This window comes from Prosthecobacter sp., assembly GCF_014879935.1.
Lineage (GTDB): Bacteria > Verrucomicrobiota > Verrucomicrobiia > Verrucomicrobiales > Verrucomicrobiaceae > Prosthecobacter.
Genome location: NZ_JACSRD010000189.1, coordinates 15,956 through 31,978, shown reverse-complemented (window position 1 = coordinate 31,978; position 16,023 = coordinate 15,956). Strand labels below are relative to the sequence as shown.

11 protein-coding genes and 1 tRNA gene are annotated in these 16,023 nt (G+C 61.5%); 6 read left to right on the top strand and 6 right to left on the bottom strand.

Annotated features, from left to right (window positions below; all coding sequences use genetic code 11):
• Window positions 1-79 precede the first annotated feature (79 nt).
• The 6 genes from IAE77_RS20730 to IAE77_RS20705 form a co-directional block, all read right to left on the bottom strand.
• A complete protein-coding gene (locus IAE77_RS20730) occupies window positions 80-589 on the bottom strand; it encodes a hypothetical protein (protein ID WP_294230928.1) in 510 nt (169 codons plus the stop codon).
• Window positions 589-1,380: a hypothetical protein gene (locus IAE77_RS20725; RefSeq protein ID WP_294230926.1), complete on the bottom strand. Its 792-nt coding sequence runs from the start codon at window positions 1,378-1,380 to the stop codon at window positions 589-591. Before IAE77_RS20725 ends, IAE77_RS20730 begins: the two co-directional genes overlap by 1 nt.
• Before the next feature lie 53 nt (window positions 1,381-1,433).
• Window positions 1,434-2,675 carry a restriction endonuclease subunit S gene (locus IAE77_RS20720; protein ID WP_294230924.1) on the bottom strand — a complete coding sequence of 414 codons (1,242 nt, stop codon included), beginning with the start codon at window positions 2,673-2,675 and terminating at the stop codon, window positions 1,434-1,436.
• Window positions 2,672-4,858, bottom strand: coding sequence for an N-6 DNA methylase (locus IAE77_RS20715; protein ID WP_294230922.1), 2,187 nt, complete (start codon window positions 4,856-4,858; stop codon window positions 2,672-2,674). Before IAE77_RS20715 ends, IAE77_RS20720 begins: the two co-directional genes overlap by 4 nt.
• A gap of 87 nt (window positions 4,859-4,945) precedes the next feature.
• A tRNA-Ile gene (locus IAE77_RS20710) sits at window positions 4,946-5,018 on the bottom strand.
• Window positions 5,019-5,169: 151 nt separating this feature from the next.
• On the bottom strand, window positions 5,170-8,691 hold the full coding sequence (locus IAE77_RS20705; RefSeq protein ID WP_294230920.1) for a DEAD/DEAH box helicase: 3,522 nt from the start codon (window positions 8,689-8,691) through the stop codon (window positions 5,170-5,172).
• 216 nt (window positions 8,692-8,907) lie between these two features.
• On the opposite strand from IAE77_RS20705, the gene IAE77_RS20700 reads away from it, so the two are divergent.
• The 6 genes from IAE77_RS20700 (at window position 8,908) to IAE77_RS20675 (ending at window position 15,949) form a co-directional block, all read left to right on the top strand.
• The gene (locus IAE77_RS20700) at window positions 8,908-9,600 is read left to right on the top strand and encodes a Uma2 family endonuclease (protein ID WP_294230918.1); all 693 of its coding nucleotides are present in this window, start codon (window positions 8,908-8,910) and stop codon (window positions 9,598-9,600) included.
• A 49-nt stretch (window positions 9,601-9,649) separates the two neighbouring features.
• Window positions 9,650-9,883 (top strand): addiction module protein, encoded by a 234-nt coding sequence (locus IAE77_RS20695; protein ID WP_294230916.1) that lies wholly within the window; start codon window positions 9,650-9,652, stop codon window positions 9,881-9,883.
• Window positions 9,880-10,191, top strand: a complete 312-nt coding sequence (locus IAE77_RS20690) for a type II toxin-antitoxin system RelE/ParE family toxin (RefSeq protein ID WP_294230914.1) — start codon at window positions 9,880-9,882, stop codon at window positions 10,189-10,191. The genes IAE77_RS20695 and IAE77_RS20690 overlap by 4 nt, the downstream gene beginning before the upstream one ends.
• 26 nt (window positions 10,192-10,217) lie before the next feature.
• Window positions 10,218-12,875 (top strand): DEAD/DEAH box helicase, encoded by a 2,658-nt coding sequence (locus IAE77_RS20685; protein WP_294230912.1) that lies wholly within the window; start codon window positions 10,218-10,220, stop codon window positions 12,873-12,875.
• A 9-nt stretch (window positions 12,876-12,884) separates the two neighbouring features.
• Window positions 12,885-13,649, top strand: a complete 765-nt coding sequence (locus IAE77_RS20680) for an SWIM zinc finger family protein (RefSeq protein ID WP_294230910.1) — start codon at window positions 12,885-12,887, stop codon at window positions 13,647-13,649.
• 65 nt (window positions 13,650-13,714) lie between these two features.
• Window positions 13,715-15,949, top strand: coding sequence for a hypothetical protein (locus tag IAE77_RS20675; RefSeq protein ID WP_294230905.1), 2,235 nt, complete (start codon window positions 13,715-13,717; stop codon window positions 15,947-15,949).
• Window positions 15,950-16,023: the final 74 nt, after the last annotated feature.

Below are 16,023 nucleotides of genomic sequence, written 5' to 3'. Positions count from 1 at the left end.
TGGCTGTTCACGTTATTGGCCATGTTCACCTGGCCGTGAACATGCCCCAAAACGTGAACAAGACGCCTGCTCTGCTCGCTTACGGCGATTCGGCCTCTTCATCGTCGCTCTGGAGGTTTAGCTCCCGCTGCCCTTGGTTGAAGAAGGCGAGGTCAAACCCATCTTCGAGCTTGATGGGGCGGAATTGGGCTGTGCCTGAGGACACCAGAGCCTCCGCAAACTTGTAGAAGGAACTGCTGTCGTCCGTGATCAGGAAGGCCGCGTCTTTCACCAACGCCTGAGCGATGATTTTCACGTCGTCTTTCAGGGCGTCCCGGCTTGCTCCTTGGCGGTCCGCTTTGGAGAAGTCCAAGGACGCGGCTTTGATGGCATCATCCCAATTGAACGGCAGCACCACGCAGGCTCTCAGGATTTCAGGTGGCAGGCTTTGCTTGATGTAGAACTCGGAAACCACAATCGTGGGCAGATACATCGGCAGGGCGTTCTCGGTGAAGTAACGCCAGTATTTCCGCGCAGCCTCATGATGCTTCCGCACCGGGTCCGCCAGCGTGATGAGAAAGCTTGTATCGAGGATGACACCCGCAGCCATTAGAGCACCGCGCTTCCCCGCAGTTGATGCACCCATTGCGCCGCGTCTGGCACATCAGCCCACGCTGCGCGACCAGCGGCGGCGAAGCGATCCAGCGCCGCCTCGTCATACACGGGGGCGTAATCCTCAAAGGCCAGAAGCCGCAGGTTTCTCAACTCTCCCGTTCTGAAGTGCTGCTCCGCCTCCACTCGCACCAGCACCTTCTGGTAGAGGCGGTCATTGCTATTGTTTTTCAAGTAGCCCTGATTGGTGCCGATGCGCACCACCTGACCGGAGTCGTCCAGCCGGATATGCACATTCGCCTTTTGCACCCCGCCCATGTCCATCACCGTGCCGAAAAGATACTTCTCCACCTTCACCCAGGGCACTATTTCCCCCATCCGGTAATCGGTATGGACGCTCAGTTCGATGGGTTTCAAGCTTTTGCCATCCAGCGGCCGGATCACATGACTCAAGTCGGCGTTGGCCTTGCTGCGAGCCTGCCACTTCGCGATCACTTCCGCCCGTTTCGGGTCCACCTCTCCCAGCGAGTCCTCACGTTGCAGCCTCTTCAAATCAGACTCCAGGGAAGCCATGACCATGAGCGGCAGCGCTGTGCGCAGCAGATAGGAGCCCGGCTCCACGCTCACCTTCACCTCATCCAGCTTGATCTTTTCACTGCCGCTGATGAAAGCCTCCACCTGCTGGTTGAACTCATTGAAACGCGGAAAGCTGATCGTGGACGGCGTGATCTCCACGCCCTCCATCTTGCCCCTGAGGACAAATTCGATCTGGCTGTCTGCGGTGGTCATTGGGGACCTTTAACGGCATTAGCCCTGCCTGACAAGACTGGACTCCACGAGCCTCAAACCTCGATCTCCCCGCTCATCAAGCGCGGCAGCAGCAGGTCGCGGGCATCTCTTGCACGCTTGTTCGCGGCCTCCAAGTGGGCCAGTTGGGTTTCAATCGGTCGAGCGAAGCTCGTGAAGAGGTCCAGCAGGCGCTTTGGAGGAACGACCACGGTCACTTTGGCGAGCTTCTCGCGAGGGAAGTGTTTGATCGTCGCTCCCGTGAATAGCGTGGCGAAGTGGCCGGTCTCCGCTTGGTGCCGCAAGCTCTGGTAGAGATACTCGGGTTCCATGTCCTCGCGGCAGCGGATGCGGTGGATGGCCTTCTGGAACATCATGCCGGGCATCTGCTCCTTCCAAATGGCGCAGCGGCCTGGCTCGCCGCCTTCGCACATGACGATGTCTCCGAACTTCAGTCCAAACGTCTCCAGTTCATGTTCCTCAAAGCGCATTTCGCGCAGGTTCGTGAGGTCGAACTCACCCCAGCGCACATTCACGTTGGCAAGATAGGGCAGCGGCTCGCCACGATTCTTCTTCTCGTCCAGCATCTTGCCGAGTCGGAACTCCGCGACTTCCTCCAAGGGCTTCAGAGCCCACCCCTGCGGCACGCCGTTGATGTGGCGGGTGGGTTCGTGGCCGGGGAAGCGGAGGTGGACGAACCACTCCCGGTAGAGCAGCCGCGCCGACTCCTCCAGCAACGCCATCCGCCGCCGGTTGTTCTCCATCAGGTCGTCGTAGGCGGCGGCTACCTCAACGATACGCCTCTGGTCTTTGAGTGGCGGCAGTGGGATTTTGAAACGTCGCAAGACACCGAGATTGATGTGCGGCACGCCCGACGAGCTGACATGGCTCTTGATGGTTTCAACGGTCGTCGGCAGCCTGAAGTAGTAATAGACGAAACGAGGTTCGGCCTTTGATGCATTCACCGTCAGCTTCATCTGACTCTGTGAGATGACATATCGGGGATAGTTTGGCAGATCGGGAATCAAGCCAACCTGCCCGAGCGTGCCTCGTTGCGTGAAGACCAAGTCTCTTGGTCCTGCGGTGTTCGCCGAGAGACTCAGTGCCTTTTCATCAGAAACGAAAACGAAGTCTCCATCATGGAAAGCGGTGTGATCCGGCAGATTGTTGCCACGAATCACCGGCACACCATCTTCGACGTAGCTCTTGCTCGTCAGATCAGAACCGAATGGACCGCCAACGAGTGCATTGCGCTCGCTGGCTTTAATGGATTCGACTTCGACAACCGGCCACTTCATATCCCCAGCCCCTCAAAGTTCGCCTGAATCTTCGCGGCCAGTTCGCTGGCCTCGCGGTCCAGGTCTTTCAGTTCCACATGGATGTCCCGCATGGCTTGGCCGAAGTCGAAATCTTCGTCCACCTCCGCCGGGGCGACGCCGACGTAGCGGCCTGGGGTGAGGCTCCAGTCGGCAGCTTCGATGTCGGCCTTGCTGGCGATCTTGCACAGGCCGGGCACGTCCACATACACGCCCTCAGGGAAGCGATGGAGCAGCCAGTGAACCTGCTTGCGGAAGTAGGCGTAGGTCCGCGTGGCCTCGGAGACGGCGGCCAAGGCTGTTTGCAGTGTTTCCATGCGCTCGGGCACCCGCCAGTCCTTCCGCCAGACATCCAGACGGTGCGCCCCGAACTGCTTCGCGGCGAAGTCTGCCGCCTGGGTCACTTCCTTGCCAAAACGGGCGGCGAGCTGGCAAAAGGCGTCCATCTGCGCGGCGGCGGCCTCCATGCGGCTGAGGTTGCAGGTGTAGCGGCCGATGGCGGCGTCCAGATCGCGGCGCGGGTCGCTGCCGTCCTCCATGCTGGAGCGGTGGGTCTCCAGCAGGTGGTGCAGGTGCTCTGAGGCTGCCTGAAGTTCCTTCCAGGTCTCTGGCAGGAGGGAGGCGAGCGCCTGATACGCGGCCACATCGGCAGGCGTGGGCTTCCCTTTAATGCAGTCGTCAGGCCCCTTGAGCATGGCCGTGAACTTGTTCAGGCAACCGATGAGAAACTCCGTCTCGTAGGCTGGTCCCTGCGGATGGCAGAAGTGGGCCGCATGGTGGAGCTGCGCCGCCGCCGCGAGGCACTCCTGTCGGTATTCCGCCACCAACTCCGCGAAACGCAGTCTTTCGCCCCGATACAGCCAGACGATGGCCGTGAGGTTCTTTTGCTGCTCGGCGCTGAAGTCGAAGATCTTCCGCGTGACCTTCCGATACACGTTCCGCGCATCGAGCATGAGCACGCTGTCCTTGCGCTCGGCGGGCTTGCCTTTGTCAAAGAACCACAGCTCACATGGCACCGACCGCGTGTAGAAGAAGTTCGAGCGGATGGACATCATCACGTCCACATCGCCGGTGGCGACGAGCTTTTGCCGCACCTCCGCCTCGCCATGCCCGGCGCTGCTGGCCTGGGATGACATGACGAACCCGGCGCGGCCTTTGGCATTCAGATACGAGTGGAAGTAGCTGATCCAGAGGTAGTTCGCGTTTGAGATGGTCTTGCTCTTGTTCACCCCCGGCAGGCCGAAGGGCAGGCGGCGGTCGCCCTTCACTTTCGCCTCGTCCACCATGTCCACATTGAAGGGTGGATTCGCCATCATGAAGTCGCAGTTCCCCCAGAGCGGGCGGCCATCGCTGAGGCGGTGCTCGTCCTGGTAGAAGGTGTTTGCCTCCATGATCTCGCCCTCCAGCCCGTGAACGGCGAGGTTCATCTTCGCCAGCCGGATGGTGGTGGCCGTTTTCTCCTGACCGTAGAAGGTCACGCGGTCCATGGTGTGCTGCCCGTGATCCTCCATGAAGTGGCTGGTCTGCACAAACATGCCGCCAGAGCCGCAAGCGAGGTCGGCCACGACGCCGTGATCCGGCTCGATGACGTTCACGATCATCTGCACGAGCGAGGGCGGGGTGAAGAACTCGCCATTGTCCTGAGCGCCCTGGATGGCGAACTTCATGAGGAAATACTCATAGATGCGCCCGAAGACATCGCCGCTGGCCCGCCGCAGCGCCTCGCTGTCGAAGATGCGGAGCATGGACTCCAGCAGGTCGTTGTCGAACTTCCCATAGTCCTTCGGGAGCTGGTTCGCCAGCGGCTCAAAGTCGCGCTCGATGGCGTTCATTGCCTCCACGAGTGCCGAGCCGAGGTTTGTTCCCTTTGGCAGGGCAATCAGCGTTTCATAGCGAGCCTCCGGTGGCAGCATCAGCGCCCGGCGGGCGATGAAGTGCGCCTTCGTGATGGGCAGCTTTTTCGGCAGCTTCCCGGCCGCCTTTTCCTCCTCGATCCGTGCGGCGACTGCATTGTAGCGGTTCGTCGCATGGCGCAGGAAGATGATGCCCAGGATGGGGAAGCAATACTCGCTGGAGGTCAGCTTCGAGTTCGCGCGGAGCTGGTCCGCCGCCTCCCAGAGGGTGTCTTCGAGCTTGGCGATGTCCTGGAGGGCGTGGGGAGTCATTCGGAGTGTGGCAAAAAAGAGTGGCTGGCTTCAAATGCGCCGCCACAGGTCATTTTCCTGCCGGGTGCGCCAACGCAGACAAATAAGTGCTCCCGGTGGGATTCGAACCCGCAACCAAGGGATTATGAGTCCCCTGCTCTAACCGTTGAGCTACAGGAGCGTGCGCACGGAGTGCGCGGAGTATGCACGACGTGCGAGGAGCGGCAAGGGGTGATCTTGCGGTCCTGTGAACTGGTTTTCGCAGTGATGCTGCCGAGCCAAAGTTGCCCTGTTCCTGTGGAACAGGGCCTTGTTGCACAGCAACAAGGCAACTAGGCCGAACGCTCCGCCTCAATGTCGAAGAGGAACTCGAAGTCTTCGCGCTGGAGCAGGTTGGTGAACCCGCCTTCGCCGAGGACGTTGCTGACCATGAGGTTCTTCTTGTGCTGAAGCGTCATGATCTTCTCCTCGATCGTGCTCTTCGTGAGCATTCGGTAAGCCATGACGGGCTGCGTCTGGCCGATGCGGTGGGCGCGGTCGATGGCCTGGTTTTCCACGGCGGGATTCCACCAAGGATCATACAGGATGACATACGACGCGGCGGTGAGATTGAGACCGCTGCCACCGGCTTTGAGCGAAAGCAGGAACACGCTGGCCTTTTCGTCCTCCTGGAAGGCCTTCACGATGCCCGCACGGTCGGTGCTGGCACCGGTGAGCCAGTGGAAGGGCAGATTCAGCTCCTCCAGCTTCGTGCGGATGATCTTCAGCATCGACACGAACTGGCTGAAGAGCAGCACTTTATGGCCTTCGGCGTGGAGTTCCTGGATCAAATCGAGCGTGGCCGTGAGTTTCGCGCTTTCCTCACTCGTCGCTGTGTGATCGATGAGGCCGGGATGGCAGCAGATCTGCCTCAGCCGCGTCAAAGCCTGCAAAATGGCGAAGCGACGACGGTTCACCATGTCAAAGCCGGAACTGCTGAGCACGAGATGCTGCGCGCGGGCGAGCTCCTCCTTGTAAAGCTCCGCCTGGCGGCCGCTCATCTCGCAAAGGATGTTTTCCTCACTGCGTGAGGGCAGATCGCGCGCGACCTGGCCCTTGGTGCGGCGCAGCAGGAACGGACGAAGTCGAGCGGCCAGACGTTCGGACGCACGGGAGTCTTTGCGGCGGTCGAAATGGCGGTGGAAGTACGCCCGCTCACCCAGCGCACCCGGCGTGGCAAAGGTCATGAGGCTCCAGAGGTCGAGCAGGCGGTTTTCCAGCGGCGTGCCGGTCAAAACGAGGCGGTTGTCCGCACGAAGCTGCCGTGCGGCACGGGCGGTCTGCGAGTCGGGGTTTTTGATCTGCTGGCCTTCATCCAGAATCGCGGCGAGCCAGCGGATGGTGCTCAGCTCCTCCACGACATTGCGCATCTGCGTGTAGTTGATGACCAGCACGTCAATCTGGTTCTGCACGAGTGTGAGGTCAAAGAGATCGCGATCATGCAGCACGAGCACGCGCAGCTTTGGCGCGGCCTTGTTAAACTCCAGCGCCCACACGTCGAGCACCGACTTCGGACACACAACGAGCACCGGCAGATGCGGCCCGTCGGCTTTTTTGCGTGAACGCAGCCACAGCACCCACGCGATGCTCTGCAGCGTCTTCCCCAGGCCCATGTCATCCGCCAGAATGCCACCAAAGCGGTTCGAGGTGAGGTAGGTGAGGAATTGATAACCCTCGATCTGGTATGGCCGCAGCGTCACGGTCAGTTCCTCCGGCACCGGCGGGCGCACATCGAGCTTCGCAGCCTCCATGCGCTCCACGATCTTGCCCCAGGCCTTCGGATTGACGATCTCCGCCGCCTTTTCCTGCGCGAGCTGGCGCCAGTGGAGGCGATGTGCCTCGCCACTGTGCTCGTCGAGGTCGATGCCGAGGCTGTCGAGCATCGCCATCTGCTCCTCGCTGAGCTCCAGCTTCACACGACGCCATGATCCGTCCGCCAGTCGCACGAATTCGCCCTTCGCCGCGATCAATCGACGAATGTCCGCCGGTTTGAGGTCCGCGCCCTCGATGTCAAAGACGAGCTTCAGGTCGAGCCAGTCGATGTTCGCGGTCTGCGTGGCCTCCAGGCGCACGCGGGCGATCAGCGGATCGGCCAGGATCGTCTGCAGGCGCTCATCGGTGGTGAGCGAGATGTTTTCCGGCAGATGCGTGGCCCAGCGGTGGAAAAGATCGGGAAAATCCTTCGCCATGCGCACGCGCCAGCCGTCAGTCTCATGATCCCAGGTGCGGCGGAGCTGGTTCAGCAGCTCCTCGGCATCGCGGAGGGCGCGTCGGTCGCGGCAGATGATGGCGTCGCTCCGGTCAGGCTTTTTTTTTTCGTCCACGGGCTGCCAGCCGGAGATGCGCAGCTTCTCACGCAACTGACCTTCGCCATCGACCGCCTCGGCCTTGAAGGTGACAAACTCCGCTCCGCCGGAGTGCGGCACTTTGGCCACACACTCGGCCGTGATTTTCACCCGCAGATCCTCATGCCGCACGCGGCTGCGCAGCGACTCCGGCAGCTCGATGCCGATCTCGCGTGTGAAAGCGACCCCTTCCGGCGTGGCGAGCGCCTCCAACGGCATGACCACGGCCGATTCGATGCGTGATTCATCATGCAGCCAGATCGGGCCACGGAACAACGTGTCCGCGCTCAGATAAAACGTCTCCGCACCGCGCAAAATGCGCAGCGGCAGCGGCGCGGCCATTTCGTCCGCCGTTTCGAGCTGCAAGGACAGCGTGAGGCCGTCCGCGCTCAGTTTCGAGCCCCAGCGCAGCGGCTCTGCGGCGCGATGGAATGGCGTTTCATCCAGCGTGACGATCTTCTCATGCAGCGCTGGCTGCTGGAACAGGGTGGAAAGCCATTGCGCGTGATGTTTCGTCTCCAGACGGAAAGAATCATTCCAGTCCTCCTCGCTCTGAGCCAGGGCGGAAACGAGCAGCAGCTCGGACGGGCCGGTGGTGACGATCAAACCATCGCGATGATCGTGGCGCAGGTTGTCCAGCAGCGCGGCGTCCACCGTGGTAAAGGACGAAGGCGTGTCGCCCGTGAGCTGGATCTGCAGCTTCACCTCATTCACCGTGACGAGAAGGCGGAACTCGCAATGGCGGCGCGGACGCTGCTGCCCGCGATCCACATCCTGCCGCGCATCGATGAATTCGCGGATGCGCTTGCGCCAGGTCGGCACCGTGCTGGCGTGCCGCCACTCGCGCAGTGCCTCACGCGTTGCATCCAGGTCAGCCATGCCGCGCAGGAAAGCCGGTGGCGCCAGTCCTTTGTCCGCCAGTGCCAGTGCGATGTAGTTCCAGAACTCCCGCAGACTTTTCGGTGCCTCCGGCCAAAGAGCGACCGGTTCCACGCTCTGGATCGCCCATTTCGAATGCAGGCGCACCATGTCCTGATCGAAGATCTTGCCGGTCAGGCGCACGCGCTCGTAGCGCTTCTCCACCTTGCTCAGGTAGTTCTCCTCGTCCGGTGTGAGCTGGCGGCCGAGCTTCGACGTCAGCAGGTGCTCGAAGTCCTCCTCCTCCACCGGCGTCTGCGGCAGCATGCCGCGCGATTCTTTGCGCAGCACCGCCACCAGACTGGCGCAGAGCACGAGATTTTCGAGGTCGTCATCGTGAGTGACCTCGCTCTCGCCATGCCAGCCGCGGTCACCTCGAAGCCATCGCACCTGCACGGAACGCTCGTCGAGCCGCACCTCGGCCATCATCTCGTCCTCCATCAGTTCCAGGCCCATCACCGCGTCGTCATCCACCAGACGCTCCGCTTCCTGGCGGGTGCGTTCATCATACTGCCGGAGCAGCGCAGGAAGATCGTTCACTAAATGGGTCATGCGCGAGTGCGAAAAGCACGCCGGTCAGCGGCGGGCGAACAGGCACGGTAGCAAGTCAATGCGTGTTGGAAAGTGTCGCTGCGTTGTTTTTTCCTCCCGCAGGTCCGCTGTGGCATTCGAAGCCACAAATCTGATCGAAAAGCCTCCTGCGATGTTGAATCGGCGGACGAAGTGCGCCGTCGGCAGCCCATGACCCTCAAGGGAGAAGCTGATTGCATGAAAATCAGCCTGATGGCATCGTCACGCATGCAAGCAGTCCTGCCCCCCAAGCGCCGCGCCCGCACGACTCAACGTCGGACCGCCCCCGTCTGTCCGCCCTTGGAAAACGGCGACATGCTGCCGTTGACCGAGTTCATCCGCCGCTACGAGGACATGCCCGGCGTGAAAAAAGCCCAGCTCATCGAAGGAGTCGTTCATATGCCATCCCCTGTCCGCGTCACTCATGCCGAACCCGATGGAGTCATCCAGCTCTGGTTGGGTGTTTACGCCGCCGAAAACGGTCTCAAAACCTACCCCAACGCCACCCTGCTCCTCGACACCGAAAACGCCTTTCAACCCGACGCCATTCTCTGCTCTCCTCCGCGCAAAGGCGGTCGCGTGTGGCTGAACACCAAGGGTTACCTCTGCGGCTCACCTGAACTCGTCGTCGAAATTGCCTCCAGCACGGCCTCCATCGACCTGCGCGACAAACTCCGCGTCTATCGCCGCCTTGAAGTCGCCGAATACATCGTCTGGCGCACCGAAGATGCCGAGATCGACTGGTTTGTGCTCGAAGAAGGCCAGTTCATCAAGATGAAGCCCGACCGCCATGGCAAGCTCCGCAGCCGCATCTTCCCCGGCCTCGTCCTGGATCTCGCCGCGGCTCTGGCGTGTGACAAGGCGAAGGTGCTGGCGGCGCTGAAGAAGTAGCCGGGTCTAATTGCGTTGGACAAACCAAGGGCTCGCAGTTCTTTCCGGCATGCCAGCAACTCCACAACAATCCCGTTTGGCGGCGTTTCCTGAACTCGCGCGCCTTTCCAAAGCCAGACGCCTTCAACTGGCTGACGAGCTTTGGATGTCTGGCATCAGCGACGAAACGCCCGTGCCGCAGTGGCATCAGGAAATCCTGGACCAGCGGTGGAAGGACTATCAGGCCGGCAAAACCAAGCGCCTAACGCTCAAGCAGCTCGAACAACGTCTGGCAAAACGGTGAAAAGCCAGCCTGTCGAGTTCCTGGAGCCGGTGGAGCACGATCTGCGCTATGCGCGGGACTTTTATGAGTCCTGGAAGTGGCGTGGAGCCGAGGACTTCATGGAGCGCTTTCGGGAAAGCGTCGCATGGATCGAGTGGACCCCCGAGTTGTTCCCCAAAAAGCACCGGCAATACCGTCGTGCGATCATTCGTCGGTCCTATTTCGGCATCTATTACGTCATCGAGCCGGGCGTGACGACGGTGGTCGCAGTTTTGGACATGCGGCGTGATCCCAGGACCATTCGCGATACTCTCAAAGGGCGGAAGTGAGCCTCTGAAACCGTGTTCAGCGCTCCATGCTCAGCCCCGTCATCACTCTTGAAGGAATCCTCACGCTCGAAGGCGCGGCGGAGTCGTCGGTTGAGCGGAAGATGAGCGGGTGTGGCGGGGCGGGGCCGCTGCTGTGTCTCTTGGCCGCCGAGTTGCATGAGGCGGAGCTGGAGCCGCCGTTTCGGTGGTTGCGGGAGTGGGCGCAGCGGTTGTTCACCCGGCTCTGCCAGACGAAAAGCATTGAGCAGCTTCCAGTGCCCTCCTTGGAGGAACGCGCCGCCTTTCTCGCCACGATGCCGCCCTTCATCGGCGCGGAGCATGTCACGGCGGACGTCTTGGAGAGATGGTGGAACGATCTTGCGGCGCACATCGGCCAACTCGCCACGCAAGGTGTCGAGTCTTGGCTGCGCGAGGAATGTTCGGCGTGGCATGTCGTGGGGCGCGTGAGCTTTCATCTCGCGGAGAACAAGACGGACACGCAGCGGCCTTTTGCGTTCCTGGCGACCTTCACGGAGAAACTCAGCGCCACCGGGCAGCCGCAGCATCTGCCGCTGGCGCGGGCGCTGCAGCTTTATGCCGGGCAGAAGGATCAAACGGCGCTGAATGCGCTGCTGGAGCCCGTGCGGCTCGCCGCGGACAAATCAAAGCTGCTGCGCGAGTGGCTGGAGTCGAAGCGACTCTTCCAACCGATGGCGATGTCGCCTCAGGAGGCGTATCGCGTGCTGCGCGAGACGGCGGTGTTTCAAGAGTGCGGCATCATCATGAAGCTGCCGGACTGGTGGAAAGCCGGCAAGACCTCGCGCCCGACCGTCGCGGTGACGATTGATGCGCCGAAGAAGACCTCCCTGCATGCCGGGACGCTGCTGAGCTTCAAGATCGAGCAGAGCCTTGATGGCGAGCCGCTGACGCCTGCGGAGCTCGAAAAGCTGCTCAGCGCCGACACGGGACTCGTTTCGCTGCGTGGGAAGTGGGTCGAGGTCGATGGCGAAAAGTTGCAGCAGGTCATGGCGCACTGGAAACGCGTGCAAAACGCCACCGGCGAGGGAGGCATCGGCTTTCTCGACGGCATGCGACTCCTCGCAGGCTTTGGCGAGGCCAAAATGGCCGCGGAAGGCGACGTGGCCGAATTCGTGCCCGAATGGAGCACCGTCATCGCCGGCGAAAAACTCGCCGAAGTGCTTCAAAAGCTCCAAAACCCCGAAGAAGCCTCTCCACCCGAAAATCTGCGTGCGACGCTGCGCCCCTATCAGCGGCAAGGTTTCGCGTGGTTGAAGTTCATGACGCAACTCGGCCTCGGAGCCTGCCTCGCCGATGACATGGGGCTTGGGAAGACGGTGCAGGTGATTGCGTTGCTGTTGGCGAAGAAAGCGGACGAGGGCGTCCGCGCTCCTGCTTTGCTCATTGTTCCCGCCTCCCTCATCGGAAACTGGAAAGCCGAAGTCGCGAAGTTCGCGCCTGATCTGCGACTCTTCATCGCGCATCCCTCGCAGACCGATCGCGAAAAGCTCGCTTTGGCCGCCACGCATCCAGCGGAGGCCTTGCGTGGCTTTGATGTGATGCTCACGACCTATCAATTCCTGCAAAAGACCGACGCATGGCTCTCGCATGCGTGGAGCATGGTCATTCTCGATGAAGCGCAGGCCATCAAAAACAGCGGCAGCGGCTCCGCGAAGGCGGTGAAGGCCTTGCAGGCTCCCACGCGCATCGCTTTGACCGGCACACCGGTCGAAAACCGTCCCGGCGATCTCTGGAGCCTCTTCGATTTCCTCAATCCGGGGCTGCTCGGCGGCAGCGCGGCCTTTGCCGACGCCGTGAAACACTGCGCAAAGTCCAGCGAAGGCTACGCTCCGCTGCGTCGGCTCGTGCGGCCCTACATCCTGCGCCGCATGAAGACGGATCGCCGCATCATCAGCGATCTGCCGGACAAGATCGAGCTGAAGGCCTTCTGCGGCCTCACGAAACGCCAGGCGACGATTTATGCGAAGCTCGTCGATCAACTCGCCAAGATGCTCGCCGACAAAGAGATGGAGCCGATCAAGCGACAAGGCCTCGTGCTCGGCTTCCTGCTCAAGTTCAAGCAAGTCTGCAACCACCCCAGCCATTGGAACGGCGACGGTGCGTGGTCTCCCGCCGACAGCGGCAAGTTCGCCCGCCTCGCCGAGATCTGCGGCGAACTCGCCGAGAAACGCGAACGAGCCCTCATCTTCACGCAGTTCCAGGAAACCTGCGATCCGCTCGCCCGCTACCTGAGCACCGTGTTTGGCCGCGAAGGCCTCATCCTGCACGGCGGCACCAGCGTGAAGAAGCGCCCTGCTCTCGTCGAAGCCTTCCAGCAGCCCGGCGGCCCGCCCTTCATGGTCATCAGCGTCAAAGCCGGCGGCACCGGCCTCAACCTCACCGCCGCCAGCCACGTCATCCACTTCGACCGCTGGTGGAACCCCGCCGTCGAAAACCAGGCCACCGACCGCGCCTTCCGCATCGGCCAGAAAAAGAACGTCATCGTCCACAAATTCGTCTGCCAAGGCACCATCGAACAACGCATCGATGCCCTCATCGACGAAAAGATGTCTCTCGCCCACGACCTCGTCGGTGATGGAACTGGTGCCGAGAAAATGCTCACCGACATGAGCAGCGAGGAGCTGCTCGACTTTGTGAAGCTGGACGTAAACACCGCCATCGTCTAAAACAGCGCCATGTGGTGGTCCTACGAAGACGTCCGGGAGCAGAAAGAGCGGCTGCAGCGCGAGATCGCGAAGCGGAAGAAGCGTGGGGAGAAGTTTGAGGCGCTGGCGGCTCCAGCAGGGCAGAAAAAGCTGTGCACGACGTTCTGGGGGCAGGCTTGGTGCCGGAATCTGGAGTCGTATCAAGACTATGAATCGCGGCTGCCACGTGGGAGAAGCTATTTGCGGCAGGGAAACGTGTACAACCTAGAGATCGAGGCGGGAACGGTCAGCGCGGTGGTGGCGGGCTCGGAGCTGTATGACACGAGCGTTCACATTCAGAAGCTGCCGGGCAAACAGTGGCGAAAGATCGTGGAGCAGGGCTCTGGACAGGTGGGATCGATGCTGGACCTGCTCGCAGGGAAACTGGGGGATGGATTGATGCGTCTGCTGACCGATCCGCAGAACGGCTTGTTCCCGAAGCCGAAGGAAATCCGCTTTGACTGCTCGTGCCCGGACCACGCGGACATGTGCAAGCATGTCTCCGCCGTTCTCTACGGTGTGGGCGTGCTGCTGGACACCAAGCCGGAGCTGCTGTTCACGCTGCGCGGCGTGGATCAGGCGGAACTGCTGTCGAACGCGAGCAGCACGGCGATCACCGATCTGTCCGCTAGCGCCGGCGATCTGGCCGGGGCGGACCTTTCGGCGATCTTTGGGATCGATCTGGCCGTGGACATGCCTGCTGCGGACGCTGAACCGCCCAAATCGGCAAAAAGGTCTCCGCGGAAAAAACGGTGATGCAGGGGGTAACACCTGAAGGAGGCAGGTGAGAACTCGCCGCGGCAGATCGCGTATGGAAGAGCATGCGCCCGCTTATCATCCTCCTCGCCGCCACATCGCTGCATGCTCAAGTCCTGCCAGGCACACAACCACTCGCACCGAATCCAGATTTCTCCGCCACGATGGTCGCGGGGATCGACAGGATGGCGCTGAGGCTGATTGACCAGTCGAAATCATCACGCAGGCCGACTCGGGAGAAGCTGAAGGCGGCGCTCGGCATCGTGGATGAGCGCGTGTTTTTCACCGATCTCGAGCTCATCAGCAACACGTCCGCGCCCGCGCTGCTGATGGAGACGCCGATCTCCCGCGTCTTCCGCGTGCGCTGGCCGGTGTTTGAGGGGGTGCATGGCGAGGGCATTTACATCCAGCCGAAGGACCGGCCGGTGGCGCGGGTGATCTACCTGCCGGATGCGTCCGGCACGCCGGAGAAGCTGGTGGACGAGTTTTTGCTCACCACAGGTGTCGAAGTGGTGATTCCGACGCTCATCAGCCGCGATTCGGAGTTCAGCACGAACGACAAGTATGGCGTGAAAACGAACTGCTCGCATCGCGAGTGGATTTACCGTCAAAGCTATGAACTGGGCCGTCACCTTATCGGTTACGAGGTGCAGAAGGCGCTCGCGCTGGTGGACTGGTTCAAAGCGCAACCGGCGCAGGTGCCGCTGCTCATCGCGGGTGTGGGTGAAGGCGGCATGCTGGCGCTGCACGCGGCCGCCATCGACGAGCGCATCGACTGTGTTTACTCCGCCGGCTACTTCGCGCCGCGTGACGGCGTATGGGAGGAGCCGATTGAGCGCAATGTCTTCGGCCTGCTGCGTGATCTGGGCGATGCGGAGGTCACCAGCCTCATCGCGCCGCGCCCGCTGGCCCTGCAGCATCTGTTTTATCCGAAGCTCTTCGTCTCAATGGAAGCGCCGAAGGGAGCGCGGGCAATTGCGGCACCGGGGAAGCTCTCCGAGCCGTCATTTTCCGAGTTCGCCGCTGAAATCGACCGCGCGAAGCAGCTCGCCCCCTCCAGCCGCATCCTGACCTGCACGCAGGAGACGAACAACGAGCAAATCATCCGTCATCTCCTCCCGGAAAATGCCGCGGACTCCGCTCTGCGCACGGTAAAGGTCACCGGAACCACCTTCGGCCTCAAGCCAGACCTCACCCGGCAAAAACGCCTCGTGCGTGAGCTGGAGACCTTCACGCAGCGCCTGCTCTTCAGCACCGAGATCGAGCGCAACAACGAGTTCTGGAAAAAGCTGCCGCTGAAATCGGTCGAAGAGTTCGAGAAGCACACCGCCGGCGAGCGCGACCGCTTCTGGAACGAGGTGATTGGTCGTCTGCCCGATCCGAACCTGCCAATGAACGCGAAGAGCCGCTTCGTGCGCGAGACGGACAAAGTGCGCATCTACGAGGTCACGCTCGACGTGTGGGACGATGTCTTCGCGTGGGGATGGCTGTGTTTGCCGAAGGAGCTGGATGGTAGGAGCGTTCGCCAGAACGCGGACGGCGTTGATTCCCGCACTCTGGCGAGTGCGCCTACACGTCGGCCGGTCATCGTCTGCCAGCATGGTTTGGAAGGCATTCCGGAGGACACGATCACCACGGATGCCTCACAGCGGGCTTTTGGAGCTTACCAAGCCTTTACGCTGCGCTTGGCGGAGCAGGGCTTCGTCACGTTTGCGCCGCACAATCCGTATCGCGGCATGCACGCCTTCCGCGCGCTTCAGCGGAAGCTGAACCCGCTCGGCCTCACGCTCTACAGCGTCATCAACGGCCAGCATCAGCGCATTCTCGAATGGCTCAAAGCGCAACCCTTCACGATGCCGGACAAGATCGCGTTTTACGGCCTGAGCTACGGCGGCAAATCCGCCATGCGCACACCGGCGGTGCTCACGGACTACTGCCTGAGCATCTGCAGCGGCGACTTCAACGAATGGGTGCGCAAGTGTGTGAGCAACGACCTTCCGATGAGCTACATCCACACGCACGAATACGAGATCTGGGAGTGGAACATGGGCCGCACCTTCAACTACGCGGAGATGGCCGCCCTCATCGCACCGCGCCCGTTCATGGTCGAACGAGGCCACAACGACGGCGTCGGCATCGACGAATGGGTGAACTACGAGTTCGCCAAGGTCCGCCGCCTCTACAACAAGCTCCTCATCGGCGACCGCACCACCATCGAGCACTTCGACGGCCCGCACATGATCCACGGCGTGGGGACCTATGAGTTTCTGAAGGAGAAGCTCGGGGTTTCAAAGCCATGACCGGGGAATCGAGGGGTTTGCTCAGCACTTCCTTGATAAGAGGATAGCGCTAGCTAGGTGGCATTGGTTGTGCT

Excerpts from the sequence above, each read along its gene's own strand:
- IAE77_RS20730 (WP_294230928.1), bottom strand. The coding sequence starts at position 589 with ATGGCTGCGGGTGTCATCCTCGATACAAGCTTTCTCATCACGCTGGCG.
- IAE77_RS20725 (WP_294230926.1), bottom strand. The coding sequence starts at position 1,380 with ATGACCACCGCAGACAGCCAGATCGAATTTGTCCTCAGGGGCAAGATG.
- IAE77_RS20720 (WP_294230924.1), bottom strand. The coding sequence starts at position 2,675 with ATGAAGTGGCCGGTTGTCGAAGTCGAATCCATTAAAGCCAGCGAGCGC.
- IAE77_RS20715 (WP_294230922.1), bottom strand. The coding sequence starts at position 4,858 with ATGACTCCCCACGCCCTCCAGGACATCGCCAAGCTCGAAGACACCCTC.
- IAE77_RS20705 (WP_294230920.1), bottom strand. The coding sequence starts at position 8,691 with ATGACCCATTTAGTGAACGATCTTCCTGCGCTGCTCCGGCAGTATGAT.
- IAE77_RS20700 (WP_294230918.1), top strand. The coding sequence starts at position 8,908 with ATGAAAATCAGCCTGATGGCATCGTCACGCATGCAAGCAGTCCTGCCC.
- IAE77_RS20695 (WP_294230916.1), top strand. The coding sequence starts at position 9,650 with ATGCCAGCAACTCCACAACAATCCCGTTTGGCGGCGTTTCCTGAACTC.
- IAE77_RS20685 (WP_294230912.1), top strand. The coding sequence starts at position 10,218 with ATGCTCAGCCCCGTCATCACTCTTGAAGGAATCCTCACGCTCGAAGGC.
- IAE77_RS20680 (WP_294230910.1), top strand. The coding sequence starts at position 12,885 with ATGTGGTGGTCCTACGAAGACGTCCGGGAGCAGAAAGAGCGGCTGCAG.
- IAE77_RS20675 (WP_294230905.1), top strand. The coding sequence starts at position 13,715 with ATGCGCCCGCTTATCATCCTCCTCGCCGCCACATCGCTGCATGCTCAA.